Origin of the sequence: Morganella sp. BCCO 40_0007 (assembly GCF_032989665.1) — a bacterium.
Lineage (GTDB): Bacteria > Pseudomonadota > Gammaproteobacteria > Enterobacterales > Enterobacteriaceae > Morganella > Morganella sibonii.
The window spans coordinates 20623-41978 of sequence record NZ_JAVBIN010000014.1; the positions used below are offsets into that span (position 1 = coordinate 20623).

The window sequence follows — 21356 nt, forward strand, 5'->3', positions numbered from 1 at the left end:
GCTAGAGCACATCAATAGTAAAGGATTAACCTCAATAAATCTGAATAATTATAAGTAATACTTGGAAATTATGAGCGAATTTTATTGAACACTACACTTTGCTGATTATGCTACGTAGTTTATAGTGATTAGTTATATATGATATACCCTTGTAAGGGGCTTAAAAAGGCATACGGCAATGAATGTTATCAAAAGGAAGACAACGAACACAGGGCGAAGTGTTTTGAGCCAGTTAGAGAGCTTAGCTCCAAATAAGGCACTCTGTGAGTATGTTTGGAATGCCTTCGATGCAGGGGCTAAGAATATCTATATTAAAGCCATCCCTAATGGACTGAGTGGATTATCAGAAATTTCGGTTTATGATGATGGTGAAGGAATGAGGTATTCAGAGCTCGATCAAACCTTTGATAGATTTCTGGATTCTCAGAAGAAGACATTAAAAACGCCTGTAACTAGAGGAAGGAAAGGTAAAGGGCGCTTCTCATTTGTAAAATTTGCTGCCAGAGCCCGTTGGAATACTACTAGCACTGACGGAGAAAAATTCTCAATCGAATTAGTATCTAGCCATGTTAATGAGTATTCTGTTTCACCGCCAACTATATCAAGTAAAGATCCTTCCGGAACACTTGTAACGTTTGATTCTATTTCTATAGGAATTGATGAATTTGAGCAATATATAGTTCCTTACGTTCAAAATGATGTATCTTGGCTAATGTTGGCACATAAAGATATATCTGTTTATATTAATGATGAAAAAATAAAACCAATTGATTATATTAGTCAGGTTTATTTTAAATCAATTAATGATTGTTCATTCGACATCAAAACGGTTCAATGGGCTGATAAGCCGGTAGTCGAAAAATCATATATATATTTTTTAAATTCAAATGGTAGAGTTGTACATAAAGAACTTTCGGAGTTGAATGGTAAGCAATTTTATTGTTCTGCCTATGTTCAATCAGGGTGGTTTGATACATTTGACATTAACAACGATTTGATAAGTGAATCATTTCACAATATTGATGCAGATGAATTCAAGTTTATACTGTCTTCTGTCAGAACCTGTTTGCGTGAAGAATATAGAAAATTTAAAACGAATGTAGCAGATCAATTAATTAGCCAATATTTGGCTGATGGGATATTCCCAGATTATACAAGTGATAATGTAATGTATAATGAGTTTAGAAGGGCTCAACTTATTGAGACTGTTAAGATTATTTATGAGGCTGAACCTGCCCTTTTTTCAAAGAATTTAAATAAGAAGCAGAAGAAGATACTAATAAAGCTGTTGGACAGAATTGTTGAAACTAATAACTTATCTAACCTCTTTGATATTTTTGAAGGTATAATTGAATTGTCAGATGCGGAAATTAATAAGCTTTCAGGGGTAATAAGAAGAAGCTCGCTATCTAGTATTACAAAAACAATTTCATTTATTAATGATCGTCTAGACGTCCTTGACTATTTTAGTAAGCTACTCAATGATCCTAACAAAGATACTTATGAAGTTAAGCATATTCAAAAAGTAATTGAAGGTAATTTGTGGCTTTTTGGTGAGCAATATACGTTATTAGCTTCTGAAGAAGATAAGTTTGATCATGCATTAAGGGTTTTCTTAAAAGATGTTAAAGGGTTTGATGAAGAACATTATAATAAGTATTCAGTAGAACACCCAGATAAGAATAAAGAAATGGATATTTTTGCAGCACTAAAAGGTAAACGTTGTGATGATAAGGATAATACTTATTTTCACTGTATTGTGATCGAGCTTAAGAGGCCTAGTGTTAAGCTTACTGATAAAGAATTTGAGCAAGTAAAACGATACAAAAATGTTATAAGCTCGCATTCGGAGTTTATGGGTGATAATACTCGTTGGGATTTTATATTAGTCGGAAATGAAATATCGGATAGCAGAATTACATCTGCAAATATTATGGATGAGATTGAGAGCAATAGGCAACATGGCGAGTTTGGATTGGTACAAAAGAGTGGGAGTAAGAGAATATATATAAAAACCTGGAAACAGATTATAAATGAATTTGAACTTCGTTATCATGAGCTTACTGATAAACTTAAATTGAAAGAACTTAATATTCAGGAAAATACACCAGATGCTCTTACATCTAAGATTTTGGAGTTGAACGAGGTTAGTTAGATAGCTGGAGCTAACTAAGTTGAATCTATATCTGAAGAGTAAAATCTAACTTCAAGCTTTATGCTGCCATAGCTTTATGTTGCCATATAAAACAACGGTGATAAAATGCACTATCGTCCGTTTGAAGTGAGACTACCATGAAAAAGATTGAATTAATTCAGGCAACAAAACCAACCCATACTCAGCTCATTCGTTCGGTGGCAACCTCTACAGCGATTGAAACAGGGCAGGAGTCCCGTCGCCTTGAAGAAGAAATGAAAGCAAAGCGTGAGAAGTTTGGGCATTTGAAACTGGCGATTTAGTTCGCTTTCAAGGCTTTATTAACCCAATATTTCATGGGTTCATAGTTCAGGTTTAACCCTGCGTGGATTGCTGCAATATACTGCTCGGGGTGTTGAGTCCAACTTTCATAGTCTAACGGCTGGAAACCAGCTTGTACTGCCATCACATCTGCGAGTAAACGCGATAAGCGCCCATTTCCTTCCCTAAATGGATGTATCAGAATTAATTCCACATGTACCGTTGCTATAGCTTCTATGACTTGTTCTCGGCTCATATTGGTGCAGGGGGTGTACTTCGCTAGAAACTCTTTTTCAACTTGAGCAAGTAACTTTGCAACACGACCCGCAGGGGTAAACATAAAGCCACCCTTGCTAATATTCACCGTACGTAACTGACCAGCCCACTCGTAAACATTCCCTAACCATTGGCGGTGCCAACGCTGAATAAGTGATACGGTAATTTGCTCAGTGGGAAATTGTTTTTCAAAAATGACTTGATACAGTTTTTCTAACAGGACAAGTTCAGCATCATTGATATCATCAACGTTTGAAAGCCCTAGCTTATTAGCTAGCACTTCTTCATCAGAGCCATCAGCAAATTTTCCTTCGCTGTTAAACACATCGTATTTATTCATATAAGCGTGTTCTTGTGGTGTGGGTATGAATTTTGTACGTTATAATGCTAAAAACATCAAATAAATAATAACTACCTATAAATCAAAGGATTAATTAAGTATAGGTTAAATTATAGGTTTTGCTGAAAAATTAATAAATATCGTTATATATCAATACTAACACACCCATGCATCATGGGTGTATGGGATTCGAAGTTTTGGTTGTCAGTCATAGGGATTCTGTTAACACACTGAGAAAGTTACGGTTTATCAACTGCCCGCCCCGGGTACAGTCTTCATTAATGTGCTTAAAATAACACAGATTCTGATGAAAAAGGGGATTCCTTCCCGCACTGCGGTGAATTATTGAAAAGGGTGGAGGAAGATCGCAAAAACCGGCGGAAGGATGAGAATATCACGCGAAAAGCCGCGCAATATACATTTACGCGGCTTCACCATGTTGTGCTGCTCTGCTCCCTGAGCAATCACACCTGGTTTATACAAACAGACCGCCGTTCTGATCGGGAATAACAGATTAAAACCCTGTTTTAAAACTAATCAGAAATCCGGCGTAATAATGAATATCTGATATATTCAGATATCATCCTGTTATATTTAATAGATATTATTCAGCGATATAATTTTTATTATTCTTCGGTCACACGAATAGAAGTTACGGTATATTTACCATTGCATCTTCACCACCCTGGTAAACATACAGACGTCCTTCGATGAAGAAGAAGTTAAATGTCTTACGATCATCAATGACATAGTCAAATTCAAATCTGCTGACCAGTCCGAGTGTGGTGGTCGCATAAACTTCCATGGTTTTACCGGCTAAGCTGACCGCACAGATATAAGTGGTTGCAGTAACATCATCATAAGCAGCCTGAATAATGTCATAGTAACAACCGAAGTTTTTACTGACAATGCTGTCACCCAGTGTACCATTTTCATAAACAGGCTTAACCAGGTAATTACCTTCTTCATCTTCTGCCAGAAGGTAATTTTTTCTGCCGACATTATAAACTACAGTCTGCGGATAAATATGACCAAGTTCGCCTTTATCAACCATGGTTAATTTAACTTTACGAGCCATTATATTACTCCTTTTATATTAAGCGCACTCTGATGTGGTGCGGTTATAGTTATAAAGAAATGGCGTAACTCCCGCAATATTGAAAGTTAATGATCTTATTATTTAAATTGTCTCACTTAAAATAAGATATACAGATTGCCTGTGAAGAATAATAATTCTCATTTTAAGTGACATCTGCTCTTTATAATCTGATGGTCAATTCGCGTTATTGTAACTTAAATGGATAATAACTTACCGGATATAGCAATTATTACTAATTATCGCACGTAAAGTCCGTGATTTAGTAAAATTAGCCGTTAGAATTCATCACCATTTAATTAAACGAAACCGGCTTATATTATGTTACGCCCGATATTTCATACTCTGATTATTACCGGCTCACTGAGCCTGAGCGCTTTTTCTTATGCGGACGGCCCTTCATTGTCATTAAGTGTCAGCCAGTCCGGCGGCTCAGTACAAAAGGAAGATGGTTCTCTTGATGCTACCCGTCCTTCTGAATCCCAATCCCGTATTCTGCCTATCTGGGGCGATGAAGCCCGTGCCCGCGGTTATGATATTCCGGAGCCGTTTGGTGTCGGTTATAACTATATGAATCTGCGGCAGGATATTGTGGTGGATAAAATCGGCTTTATTATGCCGAAAAACCCGGAGACAGCGGGTGCATTATCAGTCGATGCGGGCCATACCCGGGAAAAAAGTGAAACCCATATGCTGAAAGTGGATTCCTGGATTTTTCCGTTTATGAACGTGTATGGTTTATACGGTAAAACCAAAGGTAAATCCCATACTATTCTGAATGGCGGCGCCTTTGATCTCGGGTTTGCTAAATTGCCGCTGAAATTCCTGGAAGGGCAGCCGTTCGATTTGGATTTCGAAGGTAAAACCTATGGTGCCGGTATGACACTGGCCGGCGGATATAACCAGTTTTTCGGAACGGTCGATCTTAATTATACCAAAACCAATCTGGATATCCTCGACGGCGATATTAAAGCACTGGTGATTTCTCCGCGTGTCGGCTATGAATTTGTCTTCTCACCATTAATTGCCGGGCAGGGAAATACCAAGTTACAGGTCTGGACAGGGGCAATGTACCAGGATATTACTCAGCGTTTTAAAGGGGATATCAGCGGGCTGAGTTTACCGGGACAATTCCAGGATTTTGTGAATGCGCTGGATGATCCGGGAATGAAATTCGATGTTGAACAGCATCTTGCCCATAAATGGAGCAATTTGGTCGGTGCCCGGTTAGAAGTGACCCGCAATTTTAATATAATTTCAGAAGTGGGCTTTAATAACCGTAACAGCTTCTTTATTTCCGGAGAATTCCGTTTTTAATGATATTTCGTCATTGCGCTGCCGGGCTGGTAATTTCCTGTCTGGCAGCGGTTCACACAGCAAAGGCCGGTTTTTTACCCTCACGGGAGCAAATTGATGATGCACTGTCCGGACTGGGCAGTAATAATCAGTTTGACCGCAGCAAAACAATTGACTGGGGAGTATTACCCGGGCCGTTTTATACACCTGAACTGGAAGCGGGTATCGGGGTGGCCCTGGTCGGCCTGTATCAGGCAGACCATAATCCGGACAGTAAAATATCCACGTTATCACTCAGCGGGTTTGCTTCCTCAACAGGGGCTTTCGGTCTGAACCTGAATAATTACACCTATCTGGATAATGATAACTGGCGTTTTTACCTCAGCGGTACGCTTAATAATGTGCCGACGGATTACTGGGGAAAAGGCTATCAGGCCGGGCGCGTTAAAGATCATTTCGGTGAATATAAGTCACAGCAACTGCGTCTGACACCGTCGCTGCTGCGCCGTGTGACGGATAATACCTATCTCGGGTTAGGCTGGGATTTCAGCACACTGAATGCCGCGTCTCCGGACAGGCCGTTCAGCCGTTATATGGATGAACATGATTATGAACGGCATGCGGTCAGTTCCGGTGTCAGTGCCACATTCAGTTATGATAGCCGGGATTTTCTGCCGAATGCCCGCAAGGGGCAGGCACTGGATCTGCGTTATACGTATTATGCACCGTCACTCGGCAGTGATACGCGGTTTAATACCACTGAGATTCAGTACAACTATTATTATCCGCTGAATGACAAAACGGTGCTGGCATTTGATAATTATGCGCGGTTTGCATCCGGTGATGTGCCGTGGGATCAGTTCTCCCGCCTCGGGAACGGGCGGCAGATGCGCGGGTATTATGACGGCCGTTATCAGGATAACCACGTCTTCGCCACCCAGGTCGAGTACCGGCGTAAGCTGGACTGGCGGCACGGTGTTGTGCTCTGGGCCGGGAGCGGGACGATGAGTGAGAGTGCGCGTCATCTCGGCGGCGGCCACTGGCTGCCTAACGTTGGTGTCGGGTATCGCTTTGAATTCAAACCGCGGATGAATGTGCGGCTCGATTTTGGTGTCGGAAAGCAGAGCAGCGGTTTTTATTTCCAGGTCGGGGAAGCATTCTGATGCGGGTATTTATCACCGTAATTGCCATGATGATGCTGTTATCCGGCTGTCAGAGCCGGATGAGGGACGTTCCGGTTGTCCGTGCCGATCTTTCGCCGCAGACAACAGAAACCGCTGCGCAGGTATTTCCGGTTGCAGATGAGGTGAACGCACCCGACGGGCTGCGTCCCTGCTGCGCATTCGGTTATGATCTGCGGGCAAAGCTGGGACCAGTTCCGGTGCCGTTTTACACCATCGGTAATGTGCTGGCCGCAGAGAGTCTGGGGGAGCATGTCTACAATGACAGCTTCTGGTTTGGCGTGGCAGAGGTTATCGGCCTGAGTAATGAAAACCTCGGAATCATCTATTCCCGCCGCGGCGGATTTATCGATATTGCACATGTCCGGGATACCGCTGATTACACGTATTATCTGTTTACACTGATTTATCCGCACCTTGGCGAAGCCCGCATGCTGACACTGTCAGACGAGCTCTCTTCCCGCCGTATTCAGTTCCGCCGTTTTACTCCGCCGCAGGACCCGGCAGAGCGTTATACCCTGAGTGTCTATCTGGCGGCGCGGCTCGCGTTTCGTCTGGCAGCATGGCATGAGATTGCTCAGTGGTACGGTTATCATTCAGTTCCCGGTTTTTCTGAGGAAATCTCTGCATTTACACCTGAAGACCTCTATTCCAACCTGCTGGGCGCACGCCTTGCCATCACGTTGCTGTTGCAGGGGCACGGTGGTTCAGTGGCGGATTTTAACCGGGGGATGGAAGGTATGCTCCCGCAGGCACTGGCACAGCTGGATGCACAGCCCGCTGAGGTGACCCGGCAGATGTTTGACCGTATCGACGGGCTCTGGTGGGATAAACAGCAGCGGGTGCCGGAGAAATTTCTGGTGCTGCGCCGGGATTACAGTGTGAGTGATGACCGGCTGCCGTCACAGCCAGAGCAGGAAACCGCCACCGGGATGAGGCTGGCACTGCCTCAGCATTATCTGCACTGGTCTCTGTCGGATCTGGCGTCATTTGAACTGTGGCGGACAAACAATCCCGGGAACCTGCCGGTGACCGCACTGCCGTTTACTGAAGCTGATTTTCCGCGGCTGACAGAACATGCGGCAGCGGAGGATAAAAAAACAGCGCCGGTATCAGTGCAGCGAAATCAGTAACAGCGGGAGCACACGGCCGGGCAGGGACTCAGACGGCGTTTCCCCGATACGGATGGCACCCTGGCGGATATAAAATGCTTCCGCGTTGGGGTCCGCATCGACCAGCAGCGCGCTGACACACTGTGTCCGGGCGGAGGTGACTGCCCACTGATACAGTGCGCTGCCTATCCCCTGATGCAGATAATCCGGATGCACAAAGAGCTTGGAAAGCTTTCCGTTCTCTTCCTGGCGGTTGATGGTCAGTTGTACCACACCGGCAATTTTGCCGTTAATCCGGGCTGTCATCAGCCGCGAACGGTCAAAATCAGCGGAGGTAATCGTCAGTTCATCGCGGCAGGTCGCCATAAATTTCTCATCATATCCCCAGTGCTGTTTTGAACGCAGGCACAGGCGGGTCAGATAATCTGCTTCATCACGCTGAGGCGGGGCGAGTAAAAAAACGGGTGCTTCTGTGGTCATAACGATCAAATCCGTGATTTTGCTGAGACGAATAATAATAGCAGATCAAATGTCAGGCTGCGTAAGGCGGCGGTGTGTTATTTCACCGCAGCCGGATATCATTTTGCACCGGGGTTATCAGCGCGGAAAAGCTGAACGGCGGATTGTGCATCTGCCCGCAGTCACAGTGGCGCGAAAACCGGGATGCTCTGAGCGGCAGCAGATCCTGACGGCCGTAGCAACCGAGAGTCTGTAACTGCCCGGGCCGGTATCGGGCGGCCATCTTCAGATGTTCTGCCGGATCACCGGTAATCAGGTTAAAACCGTACGGCAGCCAGTGCGCCGGCTCAAACGTCCTCCGCAGTGTCAGCCCCCAGCCGGATGCCGTACTGTAAACCGGCGGCCGGAGATCAGGTGTCAGCACATGACGCAGTGACAGTTCCCGTGCCTTTACCATCTGGTGTAAACGGGTATGCTGCGGCAGACAGGGCAGTTCATTCAGTACCTGTGACAGTGAGCTGTACAGCCGTTCTGCCATCATCGGGCTGTCGAGCAGAATAAAGCGTGGTGAATCATTGACTTCCCTGAGGAACAGGCAGGTGTCCCACAGGATCAGTTCCGGTGCGGGTAAATCCGTGCCGCAGATTATCATTGCGCTGATTTTCGGGCCGTTTTCGATCAGGCGGACAGGCGGCGGGGTAATTTTCCGCCAGTGGCGGATCAGGGCGTCGCTCCCAGTCACCACGACGGTATCCGCGCTGTGCAGCAGTGCGGTGTCATGCTGTTCCGGCCCGGCAAATTCGCAGGTGACAGAGTCTGTGCCGGGCTGTCTGCACAGCATATTCAGCCAGTCGCAGTGGTTGCGGGTTTTGATGCGGAGTGCCGTACCGGTGATATAAGCGGCGATGATAAGCTCCGCGGTGATCAGCGGGTTATCACCCTCATCAATGATCAGTACCTGTTCTGCCGCATACCGGGATGTGCCGCTGAGGGCATGCTCTGCTGCGGTATCAATAGCACGGGAGTCAGCCAGCCATTGCAGACGCATCCGGCAGAATGAGTGTGTTGCCGGATCTGCGGAGAATTCCGGTTTCCGGCTCAGTATGGCGGACAGGCGGTCTTTGATGGCAGCAATGCGCCGGGGGATAGTGTCTGTCATCATATCTCATCTCCGCTGAGGTCGTCCCGCGCGGCGATACTGCCGCAGTAAGATATCCAGGGCAATGTACTGCCGCAGGCACAGCCGGTTCCCTGTTCACATATATCTGTCGTCAGCAGGCGCTGGGCAGGCAGCGGTGTAAGCAGCGGGGTATTCAGCTGTAACAGGCCGCTTTTGTCTGCCGCAGCCGGACTGCCGTCCTCACTGATCAGCATAAAGCGGGAAAATTGCGGGATGTGAAAATGCCCTTTCCGGCAGCTGATATAGTGCAGCGGATGCGCCGGTGTGCTGTAGATTTCACGGATGATGACAGACGGTGCCTGAAGTATCTCCGGCAGTTTATCTGTAATCATCCGGCAGTGGCTGCTCCGGCCGTGACTGCTCAGTATGCGGATCTCCCCTTTCAGGGTAAAAGGTGCCGGACTGTTCTGAGCAAACCGGGCCGCATGATGTGCGGCAGCAATGATATACACCGGATCGCTGTGTTGCGCCCATTCCATCAGCACGGCCCAGGCCAGCATGGTATTCGGCTGGCCATCCGCGAAGACGGCGGTGACACACTCTTTCACCGGTGCGAATTGTGTCAGTTCAGGGAACTGCGGGGTGTCGTATTCCCTGTGTCCGGCAGGCTGCGGTGGTGTCAGCAGCAGAAAACGGGCCGGATGCGTGCTGGTGAGTCCGCTGAGGCGGAGGAGGGATGCCATGGCCCTTTCAGCCATATCCGCGTATTTTGTATCCATGTGCGTGGCCGGGCATCCGTTGCGGAACAGGGCGGCAGGGATCACCGGTGCAGGCTCCGCCTTATCCAGCAGGGTATAAGACGGATTATAACGGCGGTGATAATGATCAGTTTGTGCCATCGCTTTCAGATAGCGGGTTTCTGCTGACGGGGTCAGCGGCGCACAGGGCGACGGATTATCCGCGAACTGCTCAATCACACCGGTATCCGCAGAAACCGGCTGCACAATTTCCTTTTGCATCATCTCCCCTGATATTACTGATAAACACTGCGGGGTCAGTATATAAGTATTCTTTATGCGATAATTCTTAATTCGGCAAAGAATACATTCAGGGCGATAATGCGGGCCGGTCTGTTACCAGTATCCGAGGAACCGCCACCACAGACTGCCGGCGATAATCCAGATAACCAGGTTGACGATGCTCATCACCAGACCGGTTTTCCACCATTCCCCGAGCGTGGTGTAACCCGAACCGAAAATAATCGGGGCGGTGCCGGTGCCGTAGTGGGTCAGGGACATCATCAGTGAGGAGGAGAACGCCAGAGTCAGCCCGAGCAGCATCGGCGGTGCGCCGAGTGCCAGTCCGGCGGCATAAAATGCGGCGAACATCGCGGTGATATGCGCGGTGGTACTGGCGAAAAAGTAGTGAGAATAGACATAAAATAACACCAGCAGCAGCATCCCGCCGGTCCAGCTTATCCCCAGGTGGTCAATACCGTTGCCGACCGTCAGGGAAACCCATTTGATCAGCCCGAGCTTGCCGAGAAACGATGCCATCATCACCAGTGCGGCGAACCAGACTACCGTATCCCATGCCCCTTTGTTTTTCAGAACATCATCCCAGCTGAGCACGCCGCTGCACAGCAGGGCGGCAAGGCCGATAAAGGCGGCGGTGGTCGGATGAACGTTATATTCGCTGCCGAACAGCCAGCCGGGCACACCGGCCCACAATGCCAGCAGCAGAATAAAGACCCCGAGTGTGATTTTTTCCGGCAGGGAAACCGGGCCGAGCTCGCGGATACGCTCACGGGCAAATTCAGGTGCATCCGGGGTGGCGGTGATTTCCGGCTTATACAGAAAATAGATCACCAGCGGCATGGTGATCAGCGAGATAAGCGCAGGTAAAAATGCGGCCACGGCCCACATCGACCAGCTCAGTTCCGCCCCTTTTCCGGCTTCCTGCACAATCAGACTAACAATCAGCGGGTTAGGCGCGGTTGCCGTGATAAACATCGCGGACGTAATAGGATTGGTATTGTAATTAACCAGGGACAGATAGCGGCCGATTTTCCCGCTGGTGCCGTCATCCGCTTTCGAACCGAAACTGTCAGCGATTGAACGCATAATCGGGTGGATAATTCCGCCGCCGCGCGCGGTATTACTGGGGGTAACCGGTGCCAGCACGGTTTCGGCAATCGCCAGCGAATAGGCGATGCCCAGCGTTTTTTTGCCGAACAGAGAAATAAAATAATAACCGATACGCGCCCCCAGCCCGGTTTTATTCAGACTGAGAGAAACCATAATAGAGATCCCGATGAGCCAGATAAGCTCATTGGAAAAGCCGCTCAGGGCATCAGCGAGCGCCGCTTTTGCCGAACCGGGATTAGTGACGCCGGTCAGGGCGACAAGCGCAATCGCCACCATGGAAACCGCACCGATAGGCAGTGCTTTACCGATAATCGCGGCGATAGTGCCGACAAACAGCGCGAGCAGGTGCCACGCGTTAGGATCAACACCGTCAGGTACAGGAACAGCGAACCAGATAATACAGGTAATAAGAATCGCAATTAAGGAAGGAATGAGTTTCAGCGGAGTCAGTTTATTCATAGGTCCGTCCGTGGTAATTGTATTTAACTGCCGGAGGATGACGTATTGATATTGAATGACAGGATATATTATATAACAACCTGAAAATAACAGTGCTGTTGTTTGCTGATAATAATCAATGTTATGTCAGATACCGGTTATTTATTCTGTAACAGAAAATAACCGGTATGAACAGGGAGAAAATGAGGGGGATCACAGAACCGGAATATAATAATCCACACACAGATGTTCAGGCGGATTATCACTCATTGCTTCGGTACGGGTATATTTTTCGATATCCGAACCGGGACGACGGCATAATCCGAGTTGCGGTAACGCGTACAAATACACATTAAACGTGAAATCCCGGTAATCACTGAACAGGCCGTTAAAATGGAATTTCGCATATTTTCCGCTGCCGATCACCGCCGGGGTCAATTCATTTTCCTGTACAATAAACGCCGGATCATCCACACCGATATGATAGCCGATAGCAATACAGTCCGGCTGCTCTGACGTCCGGTCATAGTCTGTGCGGACATAGCAGTACGGAAGCTCCGGTGATACCAGGCGGATAAAATCACGCCAGAATGTTGTGCGGATCTCTTCATGCAGATGGCCGATTTCATCCAGCGGAGACTGGTAGTGATAACCTTTTTCCAGTACCGGGATATTATCCAGCATAACAATGTCCGGCTGCGGCAGCGGCGGCATTTCCAATTGTACCGGTGGTTGCAGCGTCGTCAGATCCCAGTTTGGACTGCGGCGGTATGCCGTCGGCGTCATATTAAAAACCGCTTTAAAACGGCGGGCAAAAGATTGCTGGGAATCAAACTGATACTTCAGGGCAATATCGCCGATATTCTTTGTGGTCAGCCGTAATTCGGTGGCTGCTTTTGTCAGACGGCGGCGGCGGATATAGCCTGCCAGGGTCATATCGGTGAACCGTTTAAAAATCCGCTGAAAATACCATTTGGTATAGCCGGAACGTTCCGCCACCACATCCAGTTGCAGCGACTTATCCAGGTTATGCTCAATCCACAAAATAATGTCTTTTATCACACTGAGATAGAAGGCATTTTCATCCTGTTCTTTACTGGTGACCGGCGCGGAACCAATAAATTCCGTGACAGTGCTATCATGTTTAAGCATAAGGATTCCCGTTTGTTGGCACCCAAAAAAATACTGTGATACGATTACATACTGATAGTATGTAACAGGGCATTTTTACCATGAACACACTGACCAGGCAACAGGAAAATTCAGCACGGACGCGGCTGGCATTACTGATTTCAGCGCACAGACTTTTTATTGAAAAAGGCTATCAGTCCGTTTCGATTGATGAAATTGCCCGCGATGCGCGGGTCACAAAAGGGGCGTTTTATCACCACTTTAAAAGTAAAAGTGACCTGCTGAAACACTGTTATGAAATGCAGTTGCAGAAGATCAGTGAGGCTCTCGGTAATAATGAACCGCTGGCGGATAAATGGGAAGAGCTGAAGATTATTGTCCGCAGTTTCATGAATTATCTGGAGCAGCATTACCGGGAATTAATTCCGGTTCAGGAAGTGATGCCGGTGATCGGCTGGTATGAATTTGAGGATATTAACCGGCGTTATATCAGTAACCGTGTGGATAATATTGTGAATCAGCTGATAGCAGAGCAGATAATTAAAAGGTATGACTCTTATCTGTTATGCAGTCTGATCCACGGCTTTATGATGCATATTACCCTGAATATTAACAGTCTTGCCGAATTCCCCGGTTTTAAAGATGACTTTACTGAGATTTATAATAACTTTCTGCAAACACTGAAAAAACCGTCCTGATATACCATTTTTACAGATATCTGTTTTCACAGACACCGGTTTTCGCTGACATCAGTTTTCCGCTGATACGGCATCAGCGGCCGGATAAAAACCGGGTAATAGCCGGAACCAGCTCCGGGTGCAGCGGCAGCGCCGGATTATTGTAACTGCTGATGGCGGCTGCGCAGTCCGCGGGTGTTTCTTTCAGAACGTGATTCATCGTCGCGATCTCCGCATACTGATTATCCGGCGCGGTGCGGATAAGACGGGCGCCGTTATCCGGGCTTATCTGGCAATCATGCCCGCCCTGAATAATGACTCCAGGTACGGTGACCTTTGCCAGTTCTTCCGCAGGATCATACTGCATCCACACCATGAAATAGCGCTGTAATTCCGGTGAAAATAAAATATTGAGGGAGGGCGGGATATTATCCGTGGTTTTCTCCGCTTTCAGCCGGTCAATGACATCGTTGATATAGGTCAGTGCTTCCGGCGGAAATGGCTGGGTACTCATTTGTTTTTTCAGGATAATATCGATGGTATATCCCGCAGGAGAGACCAGGATGATCCCGGCCGGTTTCTGTTCCTGAGCCATCAGGGTGGCAAATAACGCCCCTTCACTGTGACCGAGCAGGTATACCGGAATATCCGGATAACGCTTCTGCAGAAAATCAAACCACGCCTGATAATCCCGCAGATAACCGGCAAAGGTGATATCTGCCGGTGTGACGGTTGCGGCACCGGCACCTGTACCGGTTTTATCTGTCCGCAGTGTGATATATCCGGCGTCACTCAGGGCATCCCCCAGCATCCGCAGACTATCCGTCTGACTGGCCGGACTGTTACCGTCACGATCAACCGGACCGGAACCGGCAATAAACAGAATGGCACCTTTTGGTGCGGTATGTTCCGGCAGAGTCAGTGTGCCGTTAAGGCCGTTTATTTCAGCCGGGATATTTTTCCCGGCGGCAGCCGTTTGCAATGAAATAAAAATAATCAGCAGGGCGGTAAAACAATGGCGTAAAACAGCAGTCACAGTAATATCCTGATTAAGTTAAGGCGTGCTTTTAAATGTTATATGAATAATTTTCAGTCCGACCAGACCGAGAATAATACCGGCAGTTTTATCAATCCAGAAGGCACAGCGATTAAATTGCTGACGTACTGCGGGACGGGTCAGAAGATACATAATCAGACTGTCCCAGATTAATACAGCCATCACCATCCAGAGTGCAATACCGGTTTTAAATAGTGCGGAATTATCCTGACTTTCCAGTACAACAGTAAACAGACTTAAATAGAATAATAAATTCTTGGGATTTAACAGGCCGGAGGATAAGCCGACCAGAAATTCTTTGGTAAACGTACTCTGCGGATGCGTATTTTTATCTTCTGCCGCCTGTGCCATCAGGAAACGGTAATCAGATTTTTTTGCCCGTAATGCCTGCCACGCGATAAAGAGCAGGAATACTCCGCCGAACAATTTAATCAGAATCATCAGCGTGACAGATTGTGCAAGGATAGCGCCTGCACCGGCCAGACAAAGTACAATATACAGTGCATTGGCAGTGGCAATACCGGAGACAACACCGAATGCCACCCGTCTGCTGTTACGCAGGGTACTTTTTATAATCAGCAGAAAATCAGGCCCGGGGCTTATCAGAGCGATAAAGTGAGCGAGCGCCACAGCAAAAAAAATCATCATGATGATTATCCGGCACAGAAATGAAGTAATAAAAAAAACATATCACTGAACCGGGGATTGTCATACAGAAATATTGCCGAGGTGCACATAATGCGCGATATCATCACCGGATGAAGAATAGTTAAATATTAATAACGAATTAAAATAATCTGCTTTTTTACTATTCTGCTGGTTGTGACAGTAATAATGCGGATTGGCGATAACAGAAAAGAAACTGCGGAAAAAACACAATAACTCCTGATGATATAAGTCATCATTCTGTTATTTTCCGGCTTTTCCTGATTATTGTGTTTTTAGCCGCCGGAATTTGGCAGTAATTTATCCTATGCCGGGTAAATAAGGATTGATAACATCGGGGCTGTGTTCAGAACAATATGATGAGACCGATTATGAAAACCGCAATAAAACTAAGTGTATTAGGTTCTGCCGTATTATTAATGGCGGCCTGTGACAGCCTGGACCCGGACAGTACCAAAAATGAATTCTGGTACAGTAATCCGGCTGACAGCACACTGACATTTAAAGTGGATGACAAAGAATACACCACTGAGCCGGGGACTGCCGGAAAACTGAAATTATCACCGGGTATGCACAGCATTGAAAATGCCGCGGGTGAGAAACAGAACTTTATGGTGTATGACAATAACAGCGGCGGCATTATTAACCCGGATAATCACGTCTATTATATGCTGTCTGAAGTCTACGCGGTCGAAGGGCAGAGTAACCGTTTTAAACCGGCAATGTATGATGTCACCATTAACGGCCATGATATACAGATGCCGGTACGCAGCAGTAATGCCACGGTGATTGACCATAATCTGTTTAATTGCAGTTACCCGGTCGGCACGCCGTTCCCGGCAGAAATTACCACCAGTAACCGTCAGTCTGTCGGCAACATTAAAACCAAGTGTTTTGATAAAGCGGAGCTGGTGGCGTATGTCGAATCCGATTACGGTGAAAAATTACAGCCGCCTGCACCGGGTGATGAGCTGAAAGACTCCGTTAATATGACCTTCGATTACACCATTCCGGAGCCGCAGTTCAAAGACGCTGAAACACAGAAGCAGGCACTGAAATTAACCGGCCTGCTGAAGCAGATTAAAGAGTCTGACGATCCGGATATTCACGATAAGCTGAATAAAGAGATCCATCAGGTCACTATGGATCTGGTTTCTGCCTCTGCCGGGTCCGCGTCATCCAATACGGTGGCGGAGAATGAATACTACAACACATTTATCACACAGACCGGTAATTTCCGCGCCTTTGGTATCCAGCCGAAATAAGCATTTTTTCTTACCGTAGTCCTCTGAGGGCGGCATTCAATGCCACCCTTTTTTATTAATTTATTTAATGAAAAATAACGGTGTGCTTATTTTATCAGCAACAAAAAATTAAAAAATAAAGAGAGGGACATCAAATAAAAAAGGAGTATGATTTCAGGAGAGCCGTATTTTTTATCTGAAAAACGGCCGGTAGTATAAAAAAACAACATCAGCGTTAATCTGATGTAAATAATGGTTTAAAACACACTTTATTACGTAACATCTGTTATGTAATTCTTTATCTGCGACAAAGTAATGGCGGAATTATGTACAGTCCGCCCGGTAAAATAACACATCACTATGTCAATAGCGGTGTATTTTATTGATCATTTTGTTAAAGGCAGATGTCAGTTTTGTTCTGAACTCCCTCACTTTCTGCTTGTTATTTTTTCTGCGGCCGTCAGGCTCAGAAGAAATTAATCAGATTTTTTTAAGTCTCCGGGGGATTAAGTACATCAGCATTATGGAGATAGTATGAAGTCAAAAAGTTTAACGACCTGGATAGTGGCGGCATTATTTATCGGGGTGATTGTCGGTGTTGCGCTGAACAATCTGGCCACACCCGGGTTCAATCAGCAATATTCTGCCGATATTTCAGTGGTGACGGATATTTTCCTGCGACTCATTAAAATGATTATCGCGCCGCTGATCCTCTCCACGCTGGTGGTGGGTATTGCAAAAATGGGGGATGCGCAGACACTCGGGCGGGTTTTCTCCAAGACACTGTTTTTATTTGTATGTGCTTCTTTTATTTCCATTACGCTCGGGTTACTGATTGTTAACCTGCTTAAACCGGGTGCCGGTATTAACTTTGTGGCACCGGCGGATACGGTGGTGGACAATATGGCGACCGCCGCGTTTTCGGTGAAAAACTTTATCGCCCATTTGATCCCGACCAGTATCGTTGATGCGATGGCCCGCAATGAAATTTTGCAGATCGTTGTTTTTTCTATTTTTATGGGCGTTGCGCTTTCCGCTATCGGTGAAAAAGGTAAACCGATTCTGACGCTGCTGGAATCGGTGGTCAGCCTGATGCTGAAACTGACCGGTTATGTCATGCTGTTTGCGCCGCTGACCGTTTTTGCCGCCATTTCCGGGATGATTGCCGAGCGCGGGCTGGTGGTACTGCTGGAAGCCGGTATTTTTATGGGCGAGTTCTATCTGACGCTGGCCACATTATGGCTGGTGTTAATCGGCCTGGCGGTTCTGATTACCGGACGCTGCATTTTACATCTGACCAAAGGGATCACCGAACCGGCGCTGCTGGCATTTACCACGTCCAGTTCTGAGGCAGCGTTCCCCGGCACACTGAAGCAGCTCGAACAGTTTGGTGTTTCCAATAAAATTGCCAGCTTTGTGCTGCCGATTGGCTACTCCTTTAACCTTGTCGGTTCAATGGCATACTGCTCTTTTGCGGTTATCTTTATTGCCCAGGCCTGTAATATTGAGATTTCCATGGGCGATCAGATCACCATGCTGCTCATCCTGATGCTGACATCCAAAGGTATGGCCGGTGTGCCGCGCGCCTCACTGGTGGTGATTTCCGCCACGCTGACACAGTTTAATATTCCGGAAGCCGGATTAATTCTGCTGATGGGTGTCGATCCGTTCCTCGATATGGGCCGCTCTGCGACCAACGTGATGAGTAACGCGATGGGGGCGGCGATTGTCGGCCGCTGGGAAGGCGAGCATTACGGTGAAGGCTGTCACGGAAAACCGCCGGTAACGGTTGTTGATATGGCAGAGCCGGAACTGCTGAAAAAAGCAGGCTGAAGAACCTGTTTCAGGTATGAAAAAAACACAGGTACGGATTTTTACCTGTGTTTTTTTATATTCGCAGTCTGTATCTCATGACCCGCTTAACACTTTTACATTTTCATTATTCTGTATTTCCGTATTAAGATCTCATTTTTATTAAAATAAACTTTGGTTTTTTATTTTATAAATTTAATTCAATCATCAAATGTAACAATAATATGTTATTTTCTCATTTTGAAATCGTTAATTTATGGTTTATCGTATTGTTTTTAAATGGGTTTGATAATGATATTAAAATGGCGTGATACGTGTCTGTTCCTTCATGAAATTCACCAACTTCTTCATTTTAATCATTTGTTTTCGTGTGTAATAAGCCACCATAATCGTGGCAGGTAAATTTATTTTTAAATTGTGCGTCAATACGTTCTTCATTTTTCTGATTTAATACGAGTGAATATAATGACAAATAAAACTTTTGAGTATCAGGAGCCATTCCCGTTATCGGAAGATAAAACGGACTATTATTTGCTGAGCAGGGAGCACGTTTCCACGGCGACATTTGAGGGCCGTGAGATGCTTAAGGTTGAACCTGAAGCGCTGACACTGATTGCTCAGCAGGCCGTGCATGATGCCTCCTATTTCCTCCGTCCGGCACATCAGAAACAGGTCGCACAGATTTTAAGCGATCCTGAGGCCAGCGAAAACGACAAATACGTTGCGCTGCAACTGCTGCGTAATGCGGAAATCTCAGCCAAAGGTGTTCTGCCGAACTGTCAGGATACCGGCACCGCGACTATCGTGGCGAAAAAAGGTCAGCAGGTGTGGACCGGCGCCAATGATGCGGAATGCTTATCCCGTGGTATTTACAACACATTTCAGCGCGAAAACCTGCGTTATTCACAGAACGCGGCACTGGATATGTACACGGAAGTGAATACCGGCACCAACTTACCGGCACAGATTGATATTCTGGCGACTGAAGGCGCGGAATATCACTTCCTGTTTATCAACAAAGGCGGCGGTTCTGCCAACAAAACCGCGCTGTATCAGGAAACCAAAGCGATTCTGGAACATGATCGCCTGAAAGCATTCCTGATCGACAAAATGAAGTACCTCGGCACCACGGCCTGCCCGCCGTACCATATTGCGTTCTGTATCGGCGGTACGTCACCGGAAATGAACCTGAAAACGGTGAAACTGGCCTCCACCAAATATTATGACAACCTGCCGGATACCGGTAATGAGCTGGGCCGCGCTTTCCGTGACCGTGAGCTTGAGCAGGAACTGCTGGAAGCAACCCGTGAATTCGGCTTCGGTGCACAGTTCGGCGGTAAATATTTCGCCCATGATATCCGTGTGATCCGTCTGCCGCGTCACGGCGGTTCCTGCCCGATTGGCCTGGCGCTGTCCTGTTCGTCTGACCGTAATATCAAAGGGAAGATCACCAAAGACGGGATCTGGCTGGAAAAACTGGAATACAATCCGGCAAGTTACATTCCGGAATCCATGCGCAAAGAGAATGAAAGCGATATGGTCAGCATCGACCTGAACCGGCCGATGGCGGAAATTCTGAAAGAGCTGAGCAAATATCCGGTTTCCACCCGCGTCTCTCTCAGTGGTCCGCTTATCATTGCCCGTGATATCGCGCACATGAAACTGAAAGAGCGTCTGGACAGCGGACAGGGATTACCGCAGTATTTTAAAGATCATATGGTGTACTATGCAGGTCCGGCGAAAAAACCGGAAGAACTGGTCTCCGGCTCTCTCGGCCCGACCACCGGTAACCGGATGGACCCGTATGTGGACTTGTTCCAGTCGCAGGGCGGCAGTATGCTGATGCTGGCAAAAGGCAACCGCAGTCAGGCGGTGACCGATTCCTGTAAAGCACACGGCGGCTTCTATCTGGGCAGTATCGGCGGTTCGGCGGCGATTCTGGCACAGGAATATGTGAAGAGTCTGGCGATTCTGGAATACCCTGAACTGGGTATGGAAGCGGTCTGGAAAATGGAAGTGGAAGGGCTCCCTGCCTTTATCCTGGTGGATGACAAAGGGAATAACTTCTTCGAACAGGTTCAGACGAAAAAATGTGAGAAATGCGTGGCAGGCCAGCCTGCCTGATCCAACACTTTCCCTGAGGAGTTTGCATGAGCGACGAACGTTATCAACAACGGCAACAGAAACTGAAAGAGCATGTCGACGGGCGCGTTGCCGCGGCTCAGAAGACCGGCGGAGTCCTGATGGTCTTCACCGGTAACGGGAAAGGGAAATCCACAGCGGCCTTTGGTACTGCGACCCGCGCCGCCGGGCACGGCATGAAAGTGGGCGTGGTGCAGTTTATCAAAGGCCAGTGGGAATGCGGTGAACGCAACGTGCTGGAAAAACTGGGGGTTGAGTTCCATATTATGGCCACCGGTTTTACCTGGAACACACAAGATAAAGAGGGTGATACCAAAGCGGCACAGGAAGTGTGGCAGTACGGCAAAGCGATGTTACAGGATCCGTCCTATGATCTCGTGGTGCTGGATGAGCTGACTTACATGGTGCGCTATGGTTATATCGACCTGGATGAGATTATCAGTTATCTGAAAAACCGCCCTGAAAATCAGAGCGTGATTATTACCGGCCGGGGATGTCACCGCGACATCACCGATCTGGCAGACACCGTCAGTGAACTGCGCCCGGTCAAGCACGCGTTTGACAGCGGTATTCAGGCGCAGAAAGGTATCGACTGGTAATCAGTTTCATCAATACAGTATTATCAATACAGTATTCATCAATACATACTGTTATAAATAATCGCTCCGCTTATACGGGGCGATTTTTTTTGCCGGTACGGCGGTATT

Annotated in this window: 19 protein-coding genes; 10 read left to right on the forward strand and 9 right to left on the reverse strand. The window is 47.1% G+C overall.

Going from position 1 to position 21356, the window contains the following annotated elements; genetic code table 11:
* Positions 1–178: 178 nt before the first annotated feature.
* Together R5268_RS16645 and R5268_RS16650 are read left to right on the forward strand one after the other, a co-directional pair.
* The gene (locus R5268_RS16645; protein WP_317419810.1) at positions 179–2155 is read left to right on the forward strand and encodes an ATP-binding protein; all 1977 of its coding nucleotides are present in this window, start codon (positions 179–181) and stop codon (positions 2153–2155) included.
* A gap of 137 nt (positions 2156–2292) precedes the next feature.
* Complete coding sequence (locus R5268_RS16650; RefSeq protein WP_317419812.1) at positions 2293–2457, forward strand: hypothetical protein; 165 nt, start codon at positions 2293–2295, stop codon at positions 2455–2457.
* On the opposite strand, the gene R5268_RS16655 is transcribed toward R5268_RS16650, so the two are convergent.
* Both R5268_RS16655 and R5268_RS16660 read right to left on the reverse strand, forming a co-directional pair.
* Entirely contained in the window at positions 2454–3071 is a 618-nt protein-coding gene (locus R5268_RS16655) for a Fic/DOC family protein (RefSeq protein WP_317419813.1), read from the reverse strand. The two genes, R5268_RS16650 and R5268_RS16655, sit on opposite strands and share 4 nt — an antisense overlap.
* A gap of 652 nt (positions 3072–3723) precedes the next feature.
* On the reverse strand, positions 3724–4149 hold the full coding sequence (locus tag R5268_RS16660) for a hypothetical protein (protein ID WP_317419815.1): 426 nt from the start codon (positions 4147–4149) through the stop codon (positions 3724–3726).
* A 339-nt stretch (positions 4150–4488) separates the two neighbouring features.
* On the opposite strand from R5268_RS16660, the gene R5268_RS16665 reads away from it, so the two are divergent.
* From R5268_RS16665 to R5268_RS16675, 3 genes are read left to right on the forward strand one after another with little or no spacing between them, the layout of a single operon-like run.
* Complete coding sequence (locus R5268_RS16665; protein ID WP_107679506.1) at positions 4489–5484, forward strand: hypothetical protein; 996 nt, start codon at positions 4489–4491, stop codon at positions 5482–5484.
* A complete protein-coding gene (locus R5268_RS16670) occupies positions 5484–6626 on the forward strand; it encodes a BamA/TamA family outer membrane protein (protein WP_317419817.1) in 1143 nt (380 codons plus the stop codon). Before R5268_RS16665 ends, R5268_RS16670 begins: the two co-directional genes overlap by 1 nt.
* The gene (locus tag R5268_RS16675; protein ID WP_317419819.1) at positions 6626–7777 is read left to right on the forward strand and encodes a DUF4056 domain-containing protein; all 1152 of its coding nucleotides are present in this window, start codon (positions 6626–6628) and stop codon (positions 7775–7777) included. The genes R5268_RS16670 and R5268_RS16675 overlap by 1 nt, the downstream gene beginning before the upstream one ends.
* Here R5268_RS16675 and R5268_RS16680 read toward each other — a convergent pair.
* From R5268_RS16680 to R5268_RS16700, 5 genes are all read right to left on the reverse strand, one after another.
* The gene (locus R5268_RS16680; protein WP_046891976.1) at positions 7757–8236 is read right to left on the reverse strand and encodes a GNAT family N-acetyltransferase; all 480 of its coding nucleotides are present in this window, start codon (positions 8234–8236) and stop codon (positions 7757–7759) included. The genes R5268_RS16675 and R5268_RS16680 overlap by 21 nt on opposite strands.
* An 82-nt stretch (positions 8237–8318) precedes the next feature.
* Positions 8319–9377: a hypothetical protein gene (locus R5268_RS16685; protein ID WP_317419821.1), complete on the reverse strand. Its 1059-nt coding sequence runs from the start codon at positions 9375–9377 to the stop codon at positions 8319–8321.
* Positions 9374–10357: a hypothetical protein gene (locus R5268_RS16690; RefSeq protein WP_317419823.1), complete on the reverse strand. Its 984-nt coding sequence runs from the start codon at positions 10355–10357 to the stop codon at positions 9374–9376. Before R5268_RS16690 ends, R5268_RS16685 begins: the two co-directional genes overlap by 4 nt.
* Positions 10358–10468: 111 nt before the next feature.
* Entirely contained in the window at positions 10469–11941 is a 1473-nt protein-coding gene (locus R5268_RS16695; RefSeq protein ID WP_317419825.1) for an anion permease, read from the reverse strand.
* A 192-nt stretch (positions 11942–12133) separates the two neighbouring features.
* Positions 12134–13072, reverse strand: coding sequence for a helix-turn-helix domain-containing protein (locus R5268_RS16700; RefSeq protein ID WP_317419826.1), 939 nt, complete (start codon positions 13070–13072; stop codon positions 12134–12136).
* Between the two features lie 80 nt (positions 13073–13152).
* Here R5268_RS16700 and R5268_RS16705 point away from each other — a divergent pair, with 80 nt between their 5' ends.
* Positions 13153–13749 carry a TetR/AcrR family transcriptional regulator gene (locus R5268_RS16705; RefSeq protein ID WP_317419827.1) on the forward strand — a complete coding sequence of 199 codons (597 nt, stop codon included), beginning with the start codon at positions 13153–13155 and terminating at the stop codon, positions 13747–13749.
* A gap of 73 nt (positions 13750–13822) precedes the next feature.
* Here R5268_RS16705 and R5268_RS16710 read toward each other — a convergent pair whose 3' ends face one another.
* A complete protein-coding gene (locus R5268_RS16710; RefSeq protein WP_317419829.1) occupies positions 13823–14764 on the reverse strand; it encodes an alpha/beta hydrolase in 942 nt (313 codons plus the stop codon).
* 18 nt (positions 14765–14782) lie between these two features.
* Positions 14783–15433 carry a LysE family translocator gene (locus tag R5268_RS16715; RefSeq protein ID WP_107679498.1) on the reverse strand — a complete coding sequence of 217 codons (651 nt, stop codon included), beginning with the start codon at positions 15431–15433 and terminating at the stop codon, positions 14783–14785.
* A 389-nt stretch (positions 15434–15822) separates the two neighbouring features.
* Here R5268_RS16715 and R5268_RS16720 point away from each other — a divergent pair, with 389 nt between their 5' ends.
* The 4 genes from R5268_RS16720 (at position 15823) to cobO (ending at position 21248) form a co-directional block, all read left to right on the forward strand.
* Positions 15823–16716 carry a hypothetical protein gene (locus R5268_RS16720; protein WP_317419831.1) on the forward strand — a complete coding sequence of 298 codons (894 nt, stop codon included), beginning with the start codon at positions 15823–15825 and terminating at the stop codon, positions 16714–16716.
* Positions 16717–17229: 513 nt separating this feature from the next.
* Positions 17230–18528 (forward strand): dicarboxylate/amino acid:cation symporter, encoded by a 1299-nt coding sequence (locus tag R5268_RS16725; RefSeq protein ID WP_317419832.1) that lies wholly within the window; start codon positions 17230–17232, stop codon positions 18526–18528.
* 444 nt (positions 18529–18972) lie between these two features.
* Positions 18973–20631: a fumarate hydratase gene (locus R5268_RS16730; RefSeq protein ID WP_166707023.1), complete on the forward strand. Its 1659-nt coding sequence runs from the start codon at positions 18973–18975 to the stop codon at positions 20629–20631.
* A 26-nt stretch (positions 20632–20657) separates the two neighbouring features.
* Complete coding sequence (cobO, locus tag R5268_RS16735) at positions 20658–21248, forward strand: cob(I)yrinic acid a,c-diamide adenosyltransferase (protein WP_046891984.1); 591 nt, start codon at positions 20658–20660, stop codon at positions 21246–21248.
* Positions 21249–21356: the final 108 nt, after the last annotated feature.